Origin of the sequence: Lachnoclostridium sp. An131, assembly GCF_002160825.1 — a bacterium.
Classification (GTDB): Bacteria; Bacillota; Clostridia; order Lachnospirales; family Lachnospiraceae; genus Laedolimicola.
In genome coordinates this window covers 149,850-168,817 of sequence record NZ_NFLI01000007.1, presented here as the reverse complement: position 1 = coordinate 168,817, position 18,968 = coordinate 149,850, and the positions used below count along the sequence as shown (strand labels likewise).

15 protein-coding genes are annotated in these 18,968 nt (G+C 51.5%); 1 reads left to right on the top strand and 14 read right to left on the bottom strand.

Annotation, left to right across the window (positions count from 1 at the left end; genetic code table 11):
- Positions 1-10: 10 nt before the first annotated feature.
- Positions 11-3,391, bottom strand: coding sequence for a tetratricopeptide repeat protein (locus tag B5E77_RS07620; RefSeq protein WP_087164755.1), 3,381 nt, complete (start codon positions 3,389-3,391; stop codon positions 11-13).
- 153 nt (positions 3,392-3,544) lie between these two features.
- On the bottom strand, positions 3,545-4,966 hold the full coding sequence (locus tag B5E77_RS07615; RefSeq protein WP_242963663.1) for a spore germination protein: 1,422 nt from the start codon (positions 4,964-4,966) through the stop codon (positions 3,545-3,547).
- Between the two features lie 226 nt (positions 4,967-5,192).
- Between B5E77_RS07615 and B5E77_RS07610 the strand changes: the two genes are divergently transcribed.
- The gene (locus B5E77_RS07610; RefSeq protein WP_087164754.1) at positions 5,193-6,008 is read left to right on the top strand and encodes a Cof-type HAD-IIB family hydrolase; all 816 of its coding nucleotides are present in this window, start codon (positions 5,193-5,195) and stop codon (positions 6,006-6,008) included.
- Between the two features lie 141 nt (positions 6,009-6,149).
- Here B5E77_RS07610 and B5E77_RS07605 read toward each other — a convergent pair whose 3' ends face one another.
- The 12 genes from B5E77_RS07605 to B5E77_RS07550 all read right to left on the bottom strand — a co-directional run bounded on the left by B5E77_RS07605 (position 6,150) and on the right by B5E77_RS07550 (position 18,856).
- Complete coding sequence (locus B5E77_RS07605) at positions 6,150-6,611, bottom strand: DUF1307 domain-containing protein (RefSeq protein ID WP_087164753.1); 462 nt, start codon at positions 6,609-6,611, stop codon at positions 6,150-6,152.
- 101 nt (positions 6,612-6,712) lie between these two features.
- The gene (locus tag B5E77_RS07600) at positions 6,713-8,437 is read right to left on the bottom strand and encodes a CotH kinase family protein (RefSeq protein WP_087164752.1); all 1,725 of its coding nucleotides are present in this window, start codon (positions 8,435-8,437) and stop codon (positions 6,713-6,715) included.
- Positions 8,438-8,577: 140 nt separating this feature from the next.
- The gene (locus tag B5E77_RS07595; protein ID WP_087164792.1) at positions 8,578-9,339 is read right to left on the bottom strand and encodes an AIM24 family protein; all 762 of its coding nucleotides are present in this window, start codon (positions 9,337-9,339) and stop codon (positions 8,578-8,580) included.
- A gap of 18 nt (positions 9,340-9,357) precedes the next feature.
- A complete protein-coding gene (locus B5E77_RS07590; protein WP_087164751.1) occupies positions 9,358-11,499 on the bottom strand; it encodes an RNA degradosome polyphosphate kinase in 2,142 nt (713 codons plus the stop codon).
- Positions 11,500-11,502: 3 nt separating this feature from the next.
- The gene (locus B5E77_RS07585; protein WP_242963669.1) at positions 11,503-13,086 is read right to left on the bottom strand and encodes a Ppx/GppA phosphatase family protein; all 1,584 of its coding nucleotides are present in this window, start codon (positions 13,084-13,086) and stop codon (positions 11,503-11,505) included.
- Positions 13,046-13,507 (bottom strand): dUTP diphosphatase, encoded by a 462-nt coding sequence (locus tag B5E77_RS07580; protein ID WP_275532754.1) that lies wholly within the window; start codon positions 13,505-13,507, stop codon positions 13,046-13,048. Before B5E77_RS07580 ends, B5E77_RS07585 begins: the two co-directional genes overlap by 41 nt.
- Before the next feature lie 5 nt (positions 13,508-13,512).
- The gene (locus B5E77_RS07575) at positions 13,513-14,763 is read right to left on the bottom strand and encodes a competence/damage-inducible protein A (protein WP_087164750.1); all 1,251 of its coding nucleotides are present in this window, start codon (positions 14,761-14,763) and stop codon (positions 13,513-13,515) included.
- 4 nt (positions 14,764-14,767) lie between these two features.
- Positions 14,768-15,310 (bottom strand): CDP-diacylglycerol--glycerol-3-phosphate 3-phosphatidyltransferase, encoded by a 543-nt coding sequence (gene pgsA / locus B5E77_RS07570; RefSeq protein WP_087164749.1) that lies wholly within the window; start codon positions 15,308-15,310, stop codon positions 14,768-14,770.
- Entirely contained in the window at positions 15,307-16,632 is a 1,326-nt protein-coding gene (gene rimO / locus B5E77_RS07565; protein ID WP_087164748.1) for a 30S ribosomal protein S12 methylthiotransferase RimO, read from the bottom strand. The genes pgsA and rimO overlap by 4 nt, the downstream gene beginning before the upstream one ends.
- A gap of 158 nt (positions 16,633-16,790) precedes the next feature.
- On the bottom strand, positions 16,791-17,474 hold the full coding sequence (locus B5E77_RS07560; RefSeq protein WP_087164747.1) for a hypothetical protein: 684 nt from the start codon (positions 17,472-17,474) through the stop codon (positions 16,791-16,793).
- Positions 17,467-17,913 (bottom strand): GatB/YqeY domain-containing protein, encoded by a 447-nt coding sequence (locus B5E77_RS07555; protein ID WP_087164746.1) that lies wholly within the window; start codon positions 17,911-17,913, stop codon positions 17,467-17,469. Before B5E77_RS07555 ends, B5E77_RS07560 begins: the two co-directional genes overlap by 8 nt.
- A gap of 73 nt (positions 17,914-17,986) precedes the next feature.
- Complete coding sequence (locus tag B5E77_RS07550) at positions 17,987-18,856, bottom strand: ComEC/Rec2 family competence protein (RefSeq protein ID WP_087164745.1); 870 nt, start codon at positions 18,854-18,856, stop codon at positions 17,987-17,989.
- Between the last annotated feature and the right edge of the window lie 112 nt (positions 18,857-18,968).

The window sequence follows — 18,968 nt, the reverse complement described above, 5'->3', positions numbered from 1 at the left end:
ATTCCTTTTCTCAGCGTTTTCTGCGCAGACGCTTCGTAAGCTCCTCCACCTTCGCGATGCTCAGGTGGTTGCCTTTCGACTCCCGGCAGGCCTCTTCAAAGCATTCCAGCGCCTCCGGAAGCTTATTTTCCGCCTCCAGCAGGAAGCCCTTGGCCTCCCAGTAATCCTCGCAGATTCTCGCATTGCAGTGTCTGCAGCGGGGCGCTCCTTCAATCTGATCAAAAAACTGTTTTGCATTTTTCAGGTCTCCCGCATAATAAAACAGGGCGCCGACCTCATAAAGTCTGCTCTTTCTGATATAGTAATTCTCCAGATACTTTTCCAGGCTTCCGCATATCATTCGGATAGATTCAAAGGCCATCTGCTGATATTCCAGGGCCTCCTGCTGCCTGCCAAGCGCAGCCAGGCACTCCATAACATTCCGGCAGCAGCGGACATAGTCCGTATCTGTCTTCTTTGTCAGCTCCAGAGCCTTTTTGTACATTTCCAGAGCTTTCTTTGGCTTTCTCTTGTAATACAGCACCATGTCGCCGCAGCGGTTCCACGCTTCCGCCTGAAGCTCCCCGTTCTTTTTCCCTGCAACGCTCATGAACATGTAGAATGCCTTGTCATGCTTCTTCATCTGGGCATAAATCTCCCCTGCCTCCAGCAGATAACGGGGCGTATCCTTTATATAGCACTGCTCTGCCATCTCAAGGGCATGGGGAAGCATATTCATCTTCCGGTAAATACGTAAGAGGTCCCGCTTCATACTCCGGTTTTCCGGAAAAAGGCTGAGCCCTCTCCGATACCACTCTGCCGCATGAGCCAGATCGCCCATGCGCTCGCAGCAGTTTCCAAGATTTCCGTAGGCAATCGGAGTCTCAGGCTTTTCGCCCATAACCTCAACAGATCTTTTGAAAAGCTCCATGGCTCTCTCATACTTTTCCTGATGCTTGTAGACACAGCCCCAATTGTTGTAGGCATAGGGATTGTCCGGCTCCAGCTTGGCTGCTTTCTGAAAATCAGCCTCCGCCTCGTCCCAGGCTCCCGCCTCCATGTGAAGAAGCCCGCGCTCGATATAATAATAGGCCTCCGGCACCAGCTCAAGCTGGCGATCCGCATAGGGCAGAGCATCCCTGTAAAAATCCAGCTCTCCTGTCTCCCGCAGCTGCTCCGTATAGATATCTACGATATCTCCATTGATCCGCTGATTCTCCGGATTTACCTGCAGCGCCTTTTTATAGTAATAAACGGCCTTTCTCCAATTTCCCAGATCCTCATAGCAGTGGGCCATATTCTCATAGACCATCTCATTGTCGCCGTATTCCCGGGCGCAGATCTTGTATTCCTCCAGCGCCTCCTCAAATCTCCTCAGGTCGCAGAGTGTATTGGCCCGGATCCAGTGATAGAGCTTGTCCGGATGGCGCTCCAGCGCTTTTTCTATGTATTCCAGGGCTTTTCTCTGATCATTCATCCCCCGGAGGCAGCGGGCTGTCTCATAATACAATTCCGCCATATTTTCATCAGAGACCTGTTCTGCATGCTCGCTGAATTTCTGCTCCAGCCTCTGGCTTTCCTCATAGGCCGAGCGGAACTCCTGCTCCTCCCCTGCGCTCTCTCGCAGAATCGTAAGCTTTAGAAGGTCAAGCTTGGGGCTTGCCACCTCTGCCTCCTTCGCCTGCTCCAGAATGCCCTTTGCATCCTCGTACTGGCCGTACCGGATAAAGACGTCCGCCGCCAGCTCATAGATGGGAGCATAGCCCTGCCAGATAGCCTTTGCCTGGTAGAAGTCGTCCACTACCCCCTGACCGTTGTACAGCTCGAAAGCGCACTTCTGCCGCAGTACATAAGCGTAAAAATCACCGCTGTCATCCGCTGCCATCTCGTCACAGACAGCGGAAGCCTCCTCGTAGCTTTCCCTGTCCATCAGAAGCTGAATCTTCTCGATTCTGTGCTCTCTGCTGCCTGGCTCCTGTACCAGGGCTTCATTGATGGCGGACAGGGCCTTTTCAAAATATTCCACCTTTTCCTTCTCATCCCTGCTGTCCTTCGCCAGTACGTGAAAGGATTTGGCAATAATCTCACAGGCGCCCGCGATCCGGCCCGGGATCCGGTTTCCCTCCTGGCCTTCCTCTGTCTGCCCTTCCCTCTCCAGGCAAAGGATCGATTTTTCAGCCTCTTCTGCCGCTTCCAGGTACCGGCACTCCACAAAGCGGCACTTGGAGAGCAGATTGTGATACTCTGCTGCCTCTGCTGCATTCTCCATGCTCTGCTCCTCCAGAAGCGCTGCTCCCTTCTCTGCCTCCTCATTCTGAAGATAGCACCATCCCAGCTCCAGAACGTCCCGGTTCTCAGCGGTTCCTGCACTTAGCCGCTCCTCATATATGCGGATCAATTCCCGGTTGATGCCGCGCATACATTCCAGGAGAGCCTCCTCCTGAGAGCTGAGCCGAATCGCCTCCACACAGTATTTCTTAGCCTTTTCATATTCGCCTTCCGCCCTGTAATACATGGCCAGATACTTATTGGCCATATAGTGATCCGGGATTTCCGTCAGAACCCTTTCAAAGCATTCCGCGGACGCGCTGCCCTCTCCTGCTTCCCACAGAACCTCTCCTCCGAATACGTTCAGGCGCAGATCCTGTCCATACTGTTCCAGAAGCTCGTGAACCAGGGCAGCGCCTTCCTGCGCCCGGCCCCTGTTTTTTTCATAGCGCGCAGTCTCCAGCTTCAGATAGGGATGGGCAATGGGCATCGCACAAAGCGTCTCAAGACTGCGGCCGGCGCCCTCTGTATCCCTGCTGTCATTCTGCCCGCAGAGCTCATAATAATGATAAAGAAAGGTATCGTAATCCGCTCTGTCGTCTCCCTCAAACCATTCATAGGGAAAATCATCACTGCTCTGGCACTGGTTCAAAATGAACTCAATAAAATTCGGATGAAACCTTTCACGAAGCTCCTCCTGCTCCTCCTGAAGCTGAAAGGTCTGATCAATCAGCTTCCAGATCCCGGTCTTGATCCGGTAATTTTCCGCCAGGAAGCCCAGCAGGGCGTCTCTTGCCTCCACCGCAGTATCCAGCGCCAGACATACCTCGTCGCTTAAAAGCTCCCTCCAGCAGTCCGGATCTGTCCTTTTTTTCAGAGAGGCATAGACCTCCTGCACGCCGGTCATCCATCTCTCCACCGGAGTCTCAGGCTCTTTTACAGCTTCCTCCGGACGCTCCGCGTAGGCATTCGCAGCCTCATAGGCCTCCCGGAGCCTTTTAAAGCCCTCCGGATCATCCTCCGGGTTTGTCTTTACAAGAAGACGGCGGTACGCGTTCCGAATCGCATCCTTGTCCTTTGTCTTTTCTATCTCAAGTACAGAAAAGCTGATATTCTCGTCCATAATCCGTTCCTTTCGCTCCATTCCAGCTTGGAAAGCCTGCCGGAACAATCTGCATTCTTTACAAGTATAGCACAAAGCAGCTGGATTGTGAACTATTAGAGAACCGGCTCTGCCTCAAAATTTCAGCTGGATTTTTACCCCGGTCCTCATACGAAGCAGCTCCAAAAGACCGGCTTATTTTCCTTCTGTCTCTTCCTTCAGCCGAAGCCGCAGAAACCGTTTTTTCAGCTGATTCAAATTCAGGGGGAACAGCGGATAGATATAGCTCTTGCCTGCTATGGTTTTATTCCCGGCGATGGCCGCCAGTGTCAGAATAAATCCGGCCAGATATCCCCAGATATCAAAAAGCGAAGTCAGAACCAGCATGATCAGCCGCATAAATTTCAGGGCATAGCTCAGCTCATAGCTGGACTGAGTATAATTGGCAATGGCTACAAAGGCCATATACATCATGATTTCCGAATTGAACCAGCCGGAATCCACTGTAAACTGCCCCAGCACAATACCTGCCGTCACACTCAGCGGCGTGCTGAGCATACTCGGCGTATTGATGGCCGCCAGGCGCATTCCGTCAATCGCCAGCTCCAGAATCAGGAACTGCCAGACAATCGGGACATTGACCGCCTCCTTGATCTGGATAAAAGCCAGCCATTCCGGCACCCACTCAGGGTTCTGGAACAGCAGAAGGAACGTAGGGGTCAGAAGAAGCGTGATGAGCGCAATCAGGAAACGGGTCAGACGCAGATAAGAGCCTGTGACCGGAGGAAAATAATAATCATCCGCCTCTTCTACGATATCAAAGACAGAGGTCGGGATGATCATGGCCTGCGGCGAATTATCCACCAATACCACAATATTTCCTTCCAAAATTGCAGCAGAAGCGGCATCCGGCCTCTCCGTAAATTTGAACTTCGGAAATGGATTGATCCACTTCCGTTCATAAATGCATTCTGCCAGGCTTTCCTGGTTCATCGTCAGAGAATCCAGCTTGATTGCGTTAATCCTGCCCTTCAGCTCCCGCAGAAGTCTTCGGTCTACCCGGTTCTCCATGTAACAAAGTACGATGTCTGTCTGAGACGTCCTTCCAGCCGTCATGTGCTCCATGGAAAGCTTCGGGCTTCTGATCCGCCGGCGGATCAGGGCAGTATTGAATACCAGCGTCTCTACAAAGCCGTCCTTGGAGCCGCGCAGAGCTTTATCCTTGGACGGCTCGCTCACGCTTCTCATCGGATAGGACCGGCAGTCCAGTCCGATACAGGCGTCATACCCCGACAGCAAAAGACAGGTGACTCCGGACAGCAGATTTTTCAGAATATCATCTTCGTCGATCATGACTGAAACCTCCACATAGGGGACCACATGATCTGCCATCTGCTGTGCTGTCTTGGGCAGCTCCTCCGGCTTCAGCTTGTAGAAAAACTCCAGCAGCTTTTCCATAATGGCTTCCTCCAGAAAGCCGTCGATAAAATAGATGCAGGCCTCCCGTCCTGCTATTGTAATTCCCTTGCGGATGATATCAAAATTCGTATCAAGGTTCAAAACCTCATTCAGTCTTGACACGTTTTCATTGTAATCCATGGAAAGCTTCTCTCCCATATTTCCCAGGCACCTCCTGCTTCGGACTGTTGTCAGAATTCGCAGAGAGCGTTTTTCTCCCTGCCAGCTAAAGGTAGTATTGGAAAAATTACAGAAAACTATACTTCCAGAGAGCCGGAACACATGCTATAATAAATCGGAGCGGAATCAGGAAATACCCCGAGCGCTTCCTGGCCTCCCGCGCCGCCGCTATACATGATACTTTATAAGAGGAGTACTACTAATTATGGAAAAAAAGATTCTGTTTATCGATCTGGATGGAACCCTTCTGACCGATACAAAAGAAATTACCCCGGAAAACCTGAGCGCCATCCAGCAGGCTACGGAGCTCGGCCATGCCGTGGTCGTAACGACAGGCCGTCCCCTTTACAGCACTCTGCGCCAGGTGGAAAAGCTTGGGCTCACTAAGCCCGGCTGCTACGCCATCACTTCAAACGGCGCCCTGATCTATAATGCGCACACACGGGAAATCATCTTCCAGACCGGCGTTCCACGCGCCTGCCTGCGGGAAGCCTTTGACGAAGCGTTCCGTTTCGGCATCCACCCGCAGACCTACTCTGCCACAGGCGTGCTCTGCGAAAAGGACTGCCCGGAAATGGAGTACTATGCAAAATCCAATGTCATAAGCTATGAGGTGGTCGACGATGTGACAAAAGCGCTGGACTTCGACCCCATCAAAATTCTGTTCGTCGATCTCCATGACAGAAGCCGCCTGGAGCGTTTCCGGGAGCATATGAATGATTTCAGCAAAAGATACCATCTGGACATGTTTTTTTCCTGCGACCAGTACCTGGAATTCCTGCCGGAAGGAATCAATAAGGGAAGCGGCATCCGCTTTCTCTGCAGCTATCTGAACGTTCCCCTGGACAATACTCTGGGAGCTGGCGATGCGGAAAATGACATTACGATGCTTCAGACCGTAAAGCTGCCCTGCGTCATGAAGAACGCACGCCCGGAAATGTATCCTTACGGCGCCTATATCACGGAGCATGACAACAACCACTCCGGAATCGCAGAAATCATTCAAAAATTTATGCTCTGAAAGATTCAGCTCTGAAAAGCTGTCTGCAGCGCTGTCCGCAGAGCCTGGTTTTATAAATCAGCACAAAGCATCAGCCTGCCGGGAACCCGGCAGGCTGCTTTATCATTTCAAATCGAATTTATGCTTTTGTGTGTTGCCTGATTACTCTTCTACCAGAGTATATCCGCTCTGGGTCAGGGCTTCTCCCGTTCCTTCCAGAGATATTCCATCTGTGCCGCCTTCTACCTGCAAAAGTCCCAGGGACGCCAGCTCAGAAATCGCATCTCCTGTAGCGTCAATTACAATCGTAATGCTGTATGTACCCTCACCTGTCTCAGACGTACACTCTACGCCTTCTACAGAGTTATAGGTCTCTACAATCGCATCATACTGCTCCACAAGCAGAGACTGGGTGGTTGTATCGACTTCCGCCATGTCAAGCTCGACAATCTCTGTCATCTGCTGCACTCTGTCTCCCTTTGCATCAAGAACCATCGTATCGGTCATAATAACACCATTCAGATCCGATTCCATCGTATAAGTAACGCTTTGTTCCTTTCCTCCGCAGGCTGTAAGAGACACAGCCGCCGCAAGAATCACCAGGCTGGTTATAATCTTTTTCACTATTTTTTCCTCCCATGATTAGATATTATAACTCTACATTATTCTATCATATTGCCATTAAAAACGCCACGAACAAATTCTTAATTTTTATGAAAGACGCGCTACTCCGCTTTAAAAACCACATCCTCCAGGACGGGGAGATCGGGCGTGAAGGCCAGACCGTCTCTGACATTATACCACCATTGCTCCTCCTCCAAGAGCTCCTCCGGAATCACAAACATTCTTTCTCCATCTGCGATTTCCACAGTCACAGTCTCTGTATTTCCCTGAAATGTAACTGTATGAATCTGTCCATTTCCTTCCTCTGTATAGTGGTTCTCCTCCCCAAGCCATTCTTCATCCAGAAACTCCAGACGCTTGGCAAGGAAAAATTTCAGATACCGAACATTATTTTCATGGCTTTCATAATGCCCTGCCCCAAAAGAAGCATAATCCCACCTGAGCATATCCATCTCTACAGACTCTTTAATATGATCCGCATATTGATCGATGCCTTCTTCCAGCATACTGAGCAGGTAGGGCCGTACCAAATCACGGTACTTCTGCCTGGCCTGGTTCAGAAACCATTCATTCTGATAAAGAACCGGATACCAGGACAAAGAGCTTTCTCTCTTATAATTCTGTATCTCCACAGCCGCTATTACCTTATGGTTCATCCACCCAGTCATATTGCCAGAGCCCAGGCTTCCGTCATAATCCCATACAGGACCCGCGTACAGCTTCTGCTCGCCCTCCGGTTTATAAAAATACATGCTGGTTATGCCTGTATCCTGATTCAGCACCGTCTCATCCAATACATACCGTAGGACAAAAGAATCCCAGTCCAGATATTCTCCCGCCCTTTCCAAATCTCCGGAAAGGACTGCGTCCTCTATCTGCTGCACAAAGGCTGCAATTTTTTCAATCTCTTCCTGCGTCACATTCTCCGGATACCGCAGTGAAAACGGATTGCCATCTTCCGTGTAAAATCCATTTGGCTGATCAAAATAATAATCTCTCTCCAACAGAAAGCCGCCGCCGATCTCTACCCTGTTTTCTCCGGCCTCCACCTTTTCGCAGAGCAGATAATTGCCATGATATACGCCGTTCAGGTACAAATCAACCCACTCGGACTGTATGGAATACTCCAGCCCGACTGCCTCAGCCATATCCAGGCACAGCTTATTCTGAAGCTTACTCCCGTCGAATCCATTGCAAAGAAGAACCCAGTCCTCTGCCTCTCCCATCCCAAACAGGTCTGCTGCCTCTTTCAGCTTTACTGAATATGATTTTTTGTCAGAATTCCAGGTCGCATTTCCTCTCCCTTTGATATAATCCAGAATCCCGATATGCTCAATCCCACCTGCCGCATCAGTAATCAGAATTCTCCCGCCTTCCCGGTATTCCTTGTCGGCGTCTACCTGCTCCATGGAGCCGCTGTCCGTCTCCAGGAATATGGTCCCTACATTCGCGGACTGCACAAAGGTCAGTTCCCCGCTCTTCTCTTCCTCCCGGAAGCTCAGTGTATACAAATAGGATGTATTCTCCTCAAAAGCAGACAAATACATTCCTTCTTCCGCTGCCAGCTCTACGCCGTCCAGACTCAGCGTCCCGTCCAAAACCTCTATTTCCGTATGATCCCAGTCAAAATACGACGGCAGAAATACATAAAGATTCTGCTTCTCATCTTCCCAGGGCTTTACCGCTGAGCCGGCACAGGTTACGATAAATTCTGCCTGTCTCTGCTCCTCCTGAGCCCTTACATCCTGCCCTATATTGATGATACAGTATGCTCCCAGCAATACAAAGCTTAAAGCTGCCGCCAAGACAGAAACCAAACGTTTCATAAACACTCACACCCTAAATATCTTCTGACATAAAAACTGCCAGATTTATTTTAGCATAAAATCTGGCAGTTTTCATTATATTTTGACATGTTTTTTGTTGAAAAAGGACAGCTTCCCACCTGAGGCTTCTGTTTTTTCAGCTATCTTGCCACAGGAGCCAGCAGTATCTTTCCCGTTCCCCTGTACACATTTACAAGTCCTTCTCCGGAAGCAGCGGAGCCCAGCAGAGTCTTTCCGGACCGTTCTACAGTAAACTCCAGGCTTCCGCTCCAGGCTATCGCCATGTTTCCGTCTATCTTAACTACATCGTTCTGCATGGTGATCTCAATCAGCTCCTCCCTGGGACTGTTGGATTCCAGGCATACGATTCCGGCCCCGGTCAGGCCCAGGTTAAACAGCCCTTCTCCTCCCGCAACCGCAGAAGAAAAATTTGAACGCATAACCGCCTTGTGCTTAACAGAAGCTTCGCTGGCTAAAAACAATCCGTCATCAAGCACGATTGAACCATTCCAGTCATTCAAGTCCTCCAGAAGAATGTAACGATAGGTGGGCTCTGTAACCAGGATGCCGTCTCCCGTGTACTCCGGCTTAATCGCCGACTCTCCTGTCACCTTGCCGCGCACAGCCTTGCCGAACAAATCGCCTACCCCTTTCAGGCCTGTCGTCGCGTTCACATTTCCTGCGGTCCACTGCATGGCCCCTGCCTGCAGAGTAACCGCCGCTTTGCTGAGATCGCAGATCACCTGGCGTTTGCGCACATTCATCTCGTTGCAGTAATAAGCCGTCTGCGCGCTGGAAGGACTGACACTCAGATCCCGCAGATACTCCACTACCGTAAAAGCTCCCCGGGTCTCCAGCACCCTCACGTCATTGTTGTCAGTAAAATTTTTGATCTGAAACATGGTTTTTCCCTCCATTTATTATTCCGCAGGCTCCTCCGGAATGAACACACGGCTGTTCACCGGGCTCTCCTCCGCCCTCGCCTTATCTTTTGCCTCTTTCACAAAATAATCCTGAGAGCTCAGGGCTGTCTTGCCTCTCCGGTCCACCTTGATATAGGTATCGTCCGGCTGCAGAATATGAGCCTTTACATTATCCTGAAGCTCGATATCCAGGATATGAATCAGCTCATCCTTGAGCTCCTGACGCTCTACCGGGAACAGAATCTCCACCCTCTTCTCCAGATTTCGCGGCATCCAGTCTGCGCTGGAGCAGTAGATCTCTTCCTGTCCGTTATTGTAAAAACAGTAAATCCGGCTGTGTTCCAGAAAATTTCCTACGATGGAACGGACGGAAATGTTTTCGCTGACCCCCGGAATGCCTACCTTCAGACAGCAGATTCCGCGCACAATCAGCTCAATTTTCACACCGGCCGCAGAAGCTGCGTAAAGAGCCTCAATCACATCCCGGTCACAGAGAGAATTCATTTTCGCAATGATATGCCCTTCCCCGCCGTTCTCCGCATGCTCCTTCTCCCGCCCTATCAGCTGCAGAAACCTTTTCTTCAGCCAGATAGGCGCAAGGCAGAGCTTGTTCCATACAGCAGGCTCCGAGTAACCCGACAGCATATTGAATACTGCCGTCGCATCCTCTCCTATTGGCGCCGAGCAGGTCAGAAGCCCGATATCCGTGTACTGCTTTGCGGTGGAATCATTGTAGTTTCCGGTCCCCAGGTGGACATACCGGCGGATTCCATCCTCCTCTCTACGCACTACCAGCGTAATTTTGCTGTGGGTCTTCAGCCCTACCAGGCCGTAAATCACGTGGCAGCCAGCCTTCTCCAGCATTTTCGCCCAGATAATATTGTTTTCCTCGTCAAAACGGGCCTTCAGCTCCACCAGCACGGAAACCTGCTTCCCATTCTCCGCTGCCTGCGCGAGGGCCGCAATGATCGGTGAATTACCGCTGACGCGGTACAGTGTCTGCTTAATCGCCAATACCCTGGGATCCGCAGCGGCATCCCTCACAAACTTTACGACCGGATCAAAGGTCTGGTATGGATGATGCAGCAGAATATCTCCCTTTCGAATCTCCTCAAAGATATCGCAGTCCGGAGGGAGCTCCCTGACAGGCGCCGGCACATGCTTCGGATTTTTCAAATCCTCAAAGCCCTCCAGCCCGTACATTTTCATAAGGAAGGTCAGATCAAGAGGACCATTTATCTTGTAAATTCCTTCATCACGGATATCAAATTCCCTGCGCAGCAGCTTCAGAAGGCGTTTGTCAATCTTTTCCTCCACCTCCAGGCGGATGACCTCGCCCCACTGGCGCTTTTTCAGCTGCTTCTGAATCTCCTTCAGAAGATCCGCCGCCTCGTCCTCTTCGATGGTCAGGTCAGCGTTTCTCATAACACGGTAGGGGGAAGCGCAGATAATATCATAGCTCAGGAAAAGCTGCTGCATATTCCGCTCAATAATCTCCTCCAGGAGAATCACATTCCTGCTTCCGTCCTTTCCATGAGGAAGCGGTATGATACGCGGAAGTACAGAGGGCACCTGGACTGTAGCAAATTCCAGTTCCTTTTCCTTCTCCTTTCCCTCCGGATTTTTTTTCGAAAGAAGGGCGCCAATATTCAGCGTTTTATTGCGGATCAGAGGAAACGGCCTGGAAGAGTCCACCGCCATCGGGGTCAGCACCGGATAAACATTGTCACGGAAATACCGATCCACATATTCTCCCTGCTCCTCCGTCAGCGCTTCATGCTCCTGAATCACATTCAGACCATGCTGACGCAGCATGGGAAGCAGAGAGCGGGAGTACGTAGAATACTGAAGGCTTACCAGCTTCTGGGCAGCCTCGCCGATCCGGTCCAGCTGCTCCTGGGCCGTCATTCCTGCAATATCCTTTTTGGTATAGCCTGCGTTCACCATATCCTTCAGCGAAGCCACACGGATCATGAAAAACTCGTCCAGGTTAGAAGCAGTGATACTCAAAAATTTCAGCCGTTCAAACAGGGGAATTGTCTTATCTCTTGCCTCGCTCAGCACCCTTTCATTGAACGCCAGCCAGGAAAGCTCCCTGTTCCTGTAATATTCTGTTTTTGTGAAATCGCTCTTTTCCATCTCTTATACCTGCCTTTTCTGCCGAATTACTGGCCTGATACTGAAAATAGCCTCAAAGAAATCTGCTTTATGGGAGAAAAGTCCCTGTTCCAGCGTAATATCCTCCACAGTATCCACCACCACAATCAGCTCTCTGTCCTTCAGAGTCACCTTGACATTCTTGAATTTCTGCTTGTGGCTGCGATCCATGGAATTGGCTACCCGGAGGATAGCGCTGATCTTTGCCGTAAGCAGATAATCGTTCCGATCCAGGCTGCAGCCCATGGAGAATTCCTCAAAGGAGACAAATTCCTCTGTATTAAACCGGATTGCATTCGCGATAATTTCCCGCTCTCTGTGGGAAAGCCCGATGATTTCCGTAGACATAACAATCTCATAGGAGCATTCCGCAGTCCGGTTCATACTGATATATTTTCCACAGTCATGAAGCAGAACTGCAATCTGGAGCAGCAGACGCTCTCTCCTGCCCATGCCGTGAATCCGCTTCATTTTATCAAAAATCGTAAGAGCCAGATATTCGGTCCCGGCCAGATGCGTCTTGTTGCTCTGATATCGTTTTGCGATATTCTTGGCCGCCTCGATAATATCGTTTTCAAAGTTATGGCTGGGCTTGAAAATCTTTTTGCGCTCTGCATAATCATAGGCAAGTCCATCGCAGAGATTCAAGCCGGGGATCCAGAGCTTTTCCGCTCCGGTCTCCTCTATCAGCCTTTTGTAGATAATCAGAGCCGGCATCACCAGAGACATATTCTCCGAGATTTCGCCCAGCCTTTCCACCATTTCCTGCGGCGAATGGGAGGCAATCTCCTGATAAAGCTTCTGATACTCGTCCCGGGTAAAGGAAGTGCTTTTTCCGCCTCTTCTCCGGGTGGTCAGCTGATTGATATAATCGCCTACCAGAATCATATGCCGGATTTCCCGGTCCTTCAGGTACAGGCGCTTGTAGCTGCTCAGCTCATTGTTGATCATCTCCTCCACGATCTCGTCAAAATGCGTGGTTCTCTGCTCAACCTTGGCCAAACGCTCCCGGATGCGCACGATGCCCAGGCGGAGATTCTGGGTAGATACCAGAGCATCCTTATCAAACAGGGAGATCTGAATGCTTCCGCCGCCCACATCCACAATGGCCGTTCCTTTTTGAATAATCTTCTGAAAGGACTCCTCATTGGAAGCAATAGACTTATAGCCGAGAAAGCGCTGCTCGGAGTTGCTCAAAATCTCCACCTCGAGACCTGTGCGGACACGGATCTTGTCCAGAATCAGAAGGCAGTTTCTGGTGTCACGGATAGCGCTTGTCGCGCAGGCCCGATAATCGTCCACCTGATACTCCTTCATAATCCGCGTGAAATCCTCCAGGATTTCACAGAGCTCTTCCAGCATTTCATTTCCGATCTCTCCATGGACATAGGCATCCTTCCCCAGCTCCAGTCCATGACGGATATAGTCAATCTCCTTCATTCCGTTTTTCGAGGACAGCTCCAGAATCTTCATTCCCACCTCGTAGGAGCTGATCTCGATAGAAGCAAATGTAATGATCTGCATGTTCTCACGCCTTTCCGGTGCTGCCGCAGCCGCCCCTGTCTTCATTTCCAAGCTCTTCTGCCTCTTCAAATATAAGCCTTGGCTGATGCTCTACAATCCGAAACTGACAGATTCTGTCATTTACATGAATCTGCGTATCGCGCAGAGCATAGGCCGCCATAAACCACTGGTCATTATCACCGCAGTAGCTTTCATCGATAATCCCTGTGTGGTTCGTCTGAATAATGCCAAAATTTTTGTAAGTGCTGCTCCGGGGGACAACATGGGCCTCATATCCTTTCGGCAGCTGCATCGCCACGCCAAGCGGGATCAGCCGGAACTCGCCGGCCTTCATCTGAATCTCTTCCGCGCACCGCAGATCGATCCAGTCAGACTTTCCGCCAACATAAGTAAGCCTGTCTATCTTGTCCGTGAAATATTTGATTCGTATCGTCTTGGTATCTTCCATCTCATCCTCCGTCAGCATTCTGTTTAGTTCTCCGCCGTCTCCAGAATTCCCTTCCGCAGAAGTGTCAGGGCGGCAGCCACAGAGCTTTCCCTGATCTTCACCCTGTCTCCTGTGAAATGGCATTCCTGCACGTAGGTCTGTCCCCGGACCGCCGCGGCGATATAGACCAGTCCTACCGGCTTCTCTTCGGTTCCGCCGTCAGGCCCTGCAATCCCGGTGACAGCCACGGCTGCGTCAGCTCCCGTCGCAAGGACAGCTCCTCTGGCCATCTCCCTGGCCGTCTTCTCGCTGACTGCGCCGGACTCCCGGAGCGTCGCCTTCTTGACTCCCACCAGCTTTCTCTTTGCCTTATTAGAATAGGTGACAAATCCCTGCTTCAGGACCTCAGAAACCCCTGGAACATTGACCAGGCGGCCCGCCAGGAGCCCGCCTGTGCAGGATTCCACCGTCGTCACCGTAAGCTCCTGCTCCCGCAGCAGATCCACGACAGCCTCCTCCAGGCTTACCCTTTCATCCGTCGTGTAGATCTGATCGCCAAATCTTGCCCTCAACTCCTCCAGAACCGGTTTAATCAGAAGCTCTGCCGCCTCCTCGTCCTTGGCCCTTGCTGTCACGCGCAGGTGCACCTCTCCTGTCTTCGCGTAGGTGGCAATCGTCGGATTGCCCTGGCGCTCAATCAAATCCGCGATCAGCAGCTCAGCCCGGCTTTCTCCTATGCCGCACAGCTTTACCATCTCAGAAACAATGGTCTCCGGCTGCTTCTTATGAAGCCAGGGATAAATGTCCTTCCGGAACATCGGAACCAGCTCATTCGGCGGTCCGGGAAGCAGAACCGCAGTTTTTCCATCCTTTTCCAGAATCAGCCCGGGCGCCGTGCCGTTATCATTGTCTATCACAAGGGCCCCTTCCGGAACCATGGCCTGCTTCCAGTTATTTTCCGGAATCTCCTCCGTGCCCCTGGCATCGAAATACGCCTGTATGCGCTCCCGTGTATGAGCGTCCTCCGAAAGCCCAAGGCCGAGGGCCTCTGCTGTAATCTCCTTTGTCAGGTCATCCCGGGTCGGCCCCAGACCGCCGCTTAGAATCACTACGTCGGAGCGCTTAAGGGCCTGGCAGAGCGCCTCCTTAAGGCGCTTCGGATTATCTCCGACCGTCGTCTGATAATACACCGACAGGCCAAGCTTCGCGCACTCCCGCGCCAGAAAAGCCGCGTTTGTATTTACAATATTCCCGAGCAGAAGCTCTGTTCCCACAGAAATCAGTTCCGCTGTCATGCGTTTAAATATCTCCTTCCAGCAAAATACCTTTGTTCTTTACCAGGTAATCGATCAGGGAAACCACCGTCAGAACCAGTGCAATCCAAATCACCGCTGTCTCGAGAACCTGGAAGCCTTCGCCCAGATCGAGAATCAGCAGAATAATCATCACCATCTGAAACGTCGTCTTGAACTTTCCCCAATAGCTTGCCGCAATTACGACCCCATTATCCGAAGCAATCAGCCGGAATCCGCTGATAATAAATTCTCTGGAAATGATCACGATCACCATCCACGCTGCCAGGCGGTCCATCTCAACCAGGCAGATAAGCGCCGAGCATACCAGCAGCTTGTCTGCCAGGGGATCCATAAATTTCCCAAAATTTGTGACCAGGTTTCTCTTTCTTGCAATCTTTCCGTCCAGCAGATCTGTCAGGCTCGCAATCACAAAAATAGCCAGCGCAATATACTTTCCATATGTCCCTCCCAGATCCGTCAGCATAAACACCACGAAAAACGGGATCATAATCATTCTCAAGACAGTCAGTTTATTTGGAAGATTCATTCTATCAATTCTCCTATCAGATCGTATTCTGCTGCGCCTGTCACGCGCACTCTCGCGAAATCGCCGCTCATAAGCGTCTCATCCGTATTCAGGAAGAGATAACCGTCTACGCCTGGAGCATCCTTATAGGTTCGTCCCACATAGGCGTTTTCATCAGCCACCTTTCCTTCTATCATAACTGTAAGCTCCTGTCCGGTCATGCCCTCTGCTTTTTCAAAAGCAATCTCCTGCTGCAGCTCCATAAGCTCAGCCCTCCGGTCTTGCTTCACTTCCTCCGGAATCTGATCCGGCATGGCCGCAGCAGGCGTATCCTCCTCCGGAGAATAGGGAAATACCCCAAGCCTGTCAAACTCACAGTCATCCACAAACCGCATCAGCTCCTCGTGGTCCTCCTCCGTCTCTCCCGGAAAGCCGGTAATCAGCGTCGTCCGCAGGCAGATATCCGGAATTTCCTGCCGGAGCCGCCCGATGATACGCCTCAAATCTGCCTGAGTCGTGCGCCTTCCCATGCGCTTCAGAATCCGGTCCGAAGCATGCTGAATCGGAAGATCCAGATAATGACAGATCTTCGGCTCTTTTTTTATGACCTGAATCAATTCTTCTGTAATCTCCTCCGGATAGCAGTACTGCACGCGGATCCACCGGATGCCCGGTATCGCTGCCAGCTTTTCAAGAAGCTCCGGCAGCCGCTTTTCCCCGTACAGGTCGACGCCGTAAACCGTAGTCTCCTGGGCCACCAGAATCAGCTCCTTGACCCCCTGCCTGGCAAGCTCTTCCGCCTCTGCCAGCAGGCGCTCCTCGGGAACACTGCGGAAACGTCCGCGCAGCTTTGGGATAATGCAGTAGGTACAGCGCTTGTCGCAGCCCTCCGCAATCTTCAGGTAAGCATAATGGCCCCCTGTCGTCAGCACCCGGCCTCCCTGCTCCGGCACCAGACGGTCTATATCCTCAAAATGCAGCTCCTTTTGCCCTCCGAGAGCCTTATCCACCGCCTCTGCAATGGAATCATATGTGGCAGTTCCCAGAATCGCGTCCACCTCTTCGATTTCATCCAGGATTTCCTTCTGGTACCGCTGAGCCAGGCAGCCTGTGACAATCAGGGCCTTGCAGCTTCCGCTTTTGCGGTATTCAGCCATCTCCAGAATCGTATTGACACTTTCTTCCTTGGCGTCGCCTATAAAGCAGCAGGTATTGATTATGATAATATCTGCTTCTGTCTCATCGTCCGTGAACTGATATCCTTTCTTTTCCAGGAGCTTCAGCATCACCTCGGAATCCACCAGGTTTTTATCACAGCCAAGAGATATAAATAAAACCTTCATGCATCAGTCTCTTTCTTATTGTAATATTATAGTCTATTTTTTCAGCCGCTTCAACCGAATCCAAAGAGTTTACGCAGACTTAACGCGCGCTTTACATTCCACACGCGTACACAGCCAAATGCGGCGGCATGCAGCGGAAAATGCGGCCTCCAAGGCACTCAGCCCTCGTCAAACCGGAGGGTAGACAGGATCGTATGCATCTCTGCCAGCTCCTCCGCCGCCTCAACAGTACTGTCCAGCTGCGCCGCATACAACGCTTCATTGTGCCGGAATATGTAGATGCTGCAGGTCCGGCTGTCCGCCGAAGTGCCTTCCGCGTAGCTGACCCACATAGCCGGATACTCTCCTTCTCCAATCGTCACATCCTCCACGGAGCATTCCTCATCGCTCTCTGCCACATAATGATCTGCCAGTTCTTCTGCGGAAGGGGCGTCTTCTCTGCGGATGCTCAGGAAAACCTCTGCCCCTCCGCCGGAATTTTCTTCCGAATTTCCCGTCCCCAGCTCAAACCGCAGCTCCTCCTCAGAAGCTGCCAGTGAAAACTGAGCCGGATCATAGGCCACCGAAAAATCTCCGTTTCCACGGACTCTTGTGTATGCTGCCATCTGAGGCTCTCCCTCCTCTGACATCACCACAACCTCTTCCTCTCCCAGGACAGTCCCGGCTGCCGCATCCGGATCAAGCTGCGCTTCCCTTTGCTCCTCTGTCTGGCTGATCTGAGGCTGCTCGATCACCTCCACCTGAGGAACCGATACCTCCGCCCCGCCATCCTTACAGCCTCCAAGGGAAAGAAGCACTAAAATTCCCACAAGGCCAAGAGGCAGAGCCGCCCGCCTACGCAAGCGTCTCTCCTACCAGCTTATTGACCAGGGCTCCGTCAGCCTTCCCCTTTACCCTTGGCATAAGCTCTTTCATAATTTTTCCCTTATCTTTTCCTGAAGGGCTCTCGATTCCAAGGGATGCGATGACCTCCTGAATCACCGCGCGGATTGCGTCCTCGCTCATCTCCTCCGGAGCGAACTCAGAGAGGACCGCCAGGCGCGCTCTGCACTGCTCTATGATATCCGTCCGGTCTGCCGGAGCCAGATCCATCGTCTCCTGCGTCTGCTTCATTTCCTTTTTCACAACCGCGTACTCTTCCTCCTCCGTAAGATCCGCGCGCTTGTCAATCGCCTTGTTTTTCAAGGCGGACAGAAGCATAGACAAGGATTCCTTCCTTTCCTTTTCCTTATTTTTCATTGCCGTCACCATTTCGGCGCGGACTGCGTCAATCATGCTCATTGCTTTTCCTCCTTTAAACATTATTACCATTGTAATCATATTCCTGGCCGATTTCAAGCCCGGATTTTCCCCCTCAGCCCTGCTCCTGCCGGAAGCTTAAGGTGCTGCCGTCTGTCACGCAGGTCACGGTTCCCTCCGAGGTCAGATAAACCTCTGTGCCCAGCTGTTCCAGAAGCTCCAGGATCTCCTTATCGGGCCTGTCGTCCTCGGAGCAGGTAATGACCGCCGCCTCCGGATCTACTGCCAGCAGGAATTTGTCTGAATTTTTTTCCTCCCGTCCGTGATGCGGCACCTTCAGAACCTGGTGCCTGAGATTGAGGCCGCTTTCTGCCAGAAGCTCCGAAAGCCTTTCCTTCTCACAGTCTCCGGCAAAAAGAAAGCCTTCCTCTCCAAAGCGCAGACTGATCACAAGGGAAAAATCATTATCCTCCTCCTCGTAATCCTTCTGTCTGGGCGGATAGACCGTACAGTCCGCGCCTTCCAGCATAAGCTCCTTCGTATCCGTCACCCTGACCGGCGTGATTCCCTGTTCCTTCAGCGTTTCCCTGTATTCTTCCGTCTGTCCGCTGTCCGACTCATAATCCGGTTCCAATACCTCGAGCACCTCCACAGCCTCCAGAATCTTATCTGCGCCTCCCACATGATCCTTGTCAAAATGGGTAATGACCAGATAATCCAGCGTATCTATCTCTTCTGCCTCCAGATAATCCAGGATTACAGCTGAGGTATCGTCGTATCCTGCATCAATCAGCATCGCCTGCTCCTCTGTCTCCAGCAGAACCGCATCGCCTTTTCCTACATTAAAAAACGTTACCTTAAGCTCCGGGGCATCTGCTGCCTGCCCTGATCCCTGTTCCGCTTCCTTTCCTCCGCCGCATCCTGCCGGAACTGAAAAAAGCAGAAGCGCCGCCAGAAATGCCATGCCTGGCCTTCGTCTCGTCATAGCCTGTCCCACCTCTCCTCTCTGCCTTTTTCTTCATCCTACCATAATCCTTCCCCCGCCTCAAGGCAGAGAAAAAAAGACTTTCTTAATTTTGTCCTGCCATGCGGAATGC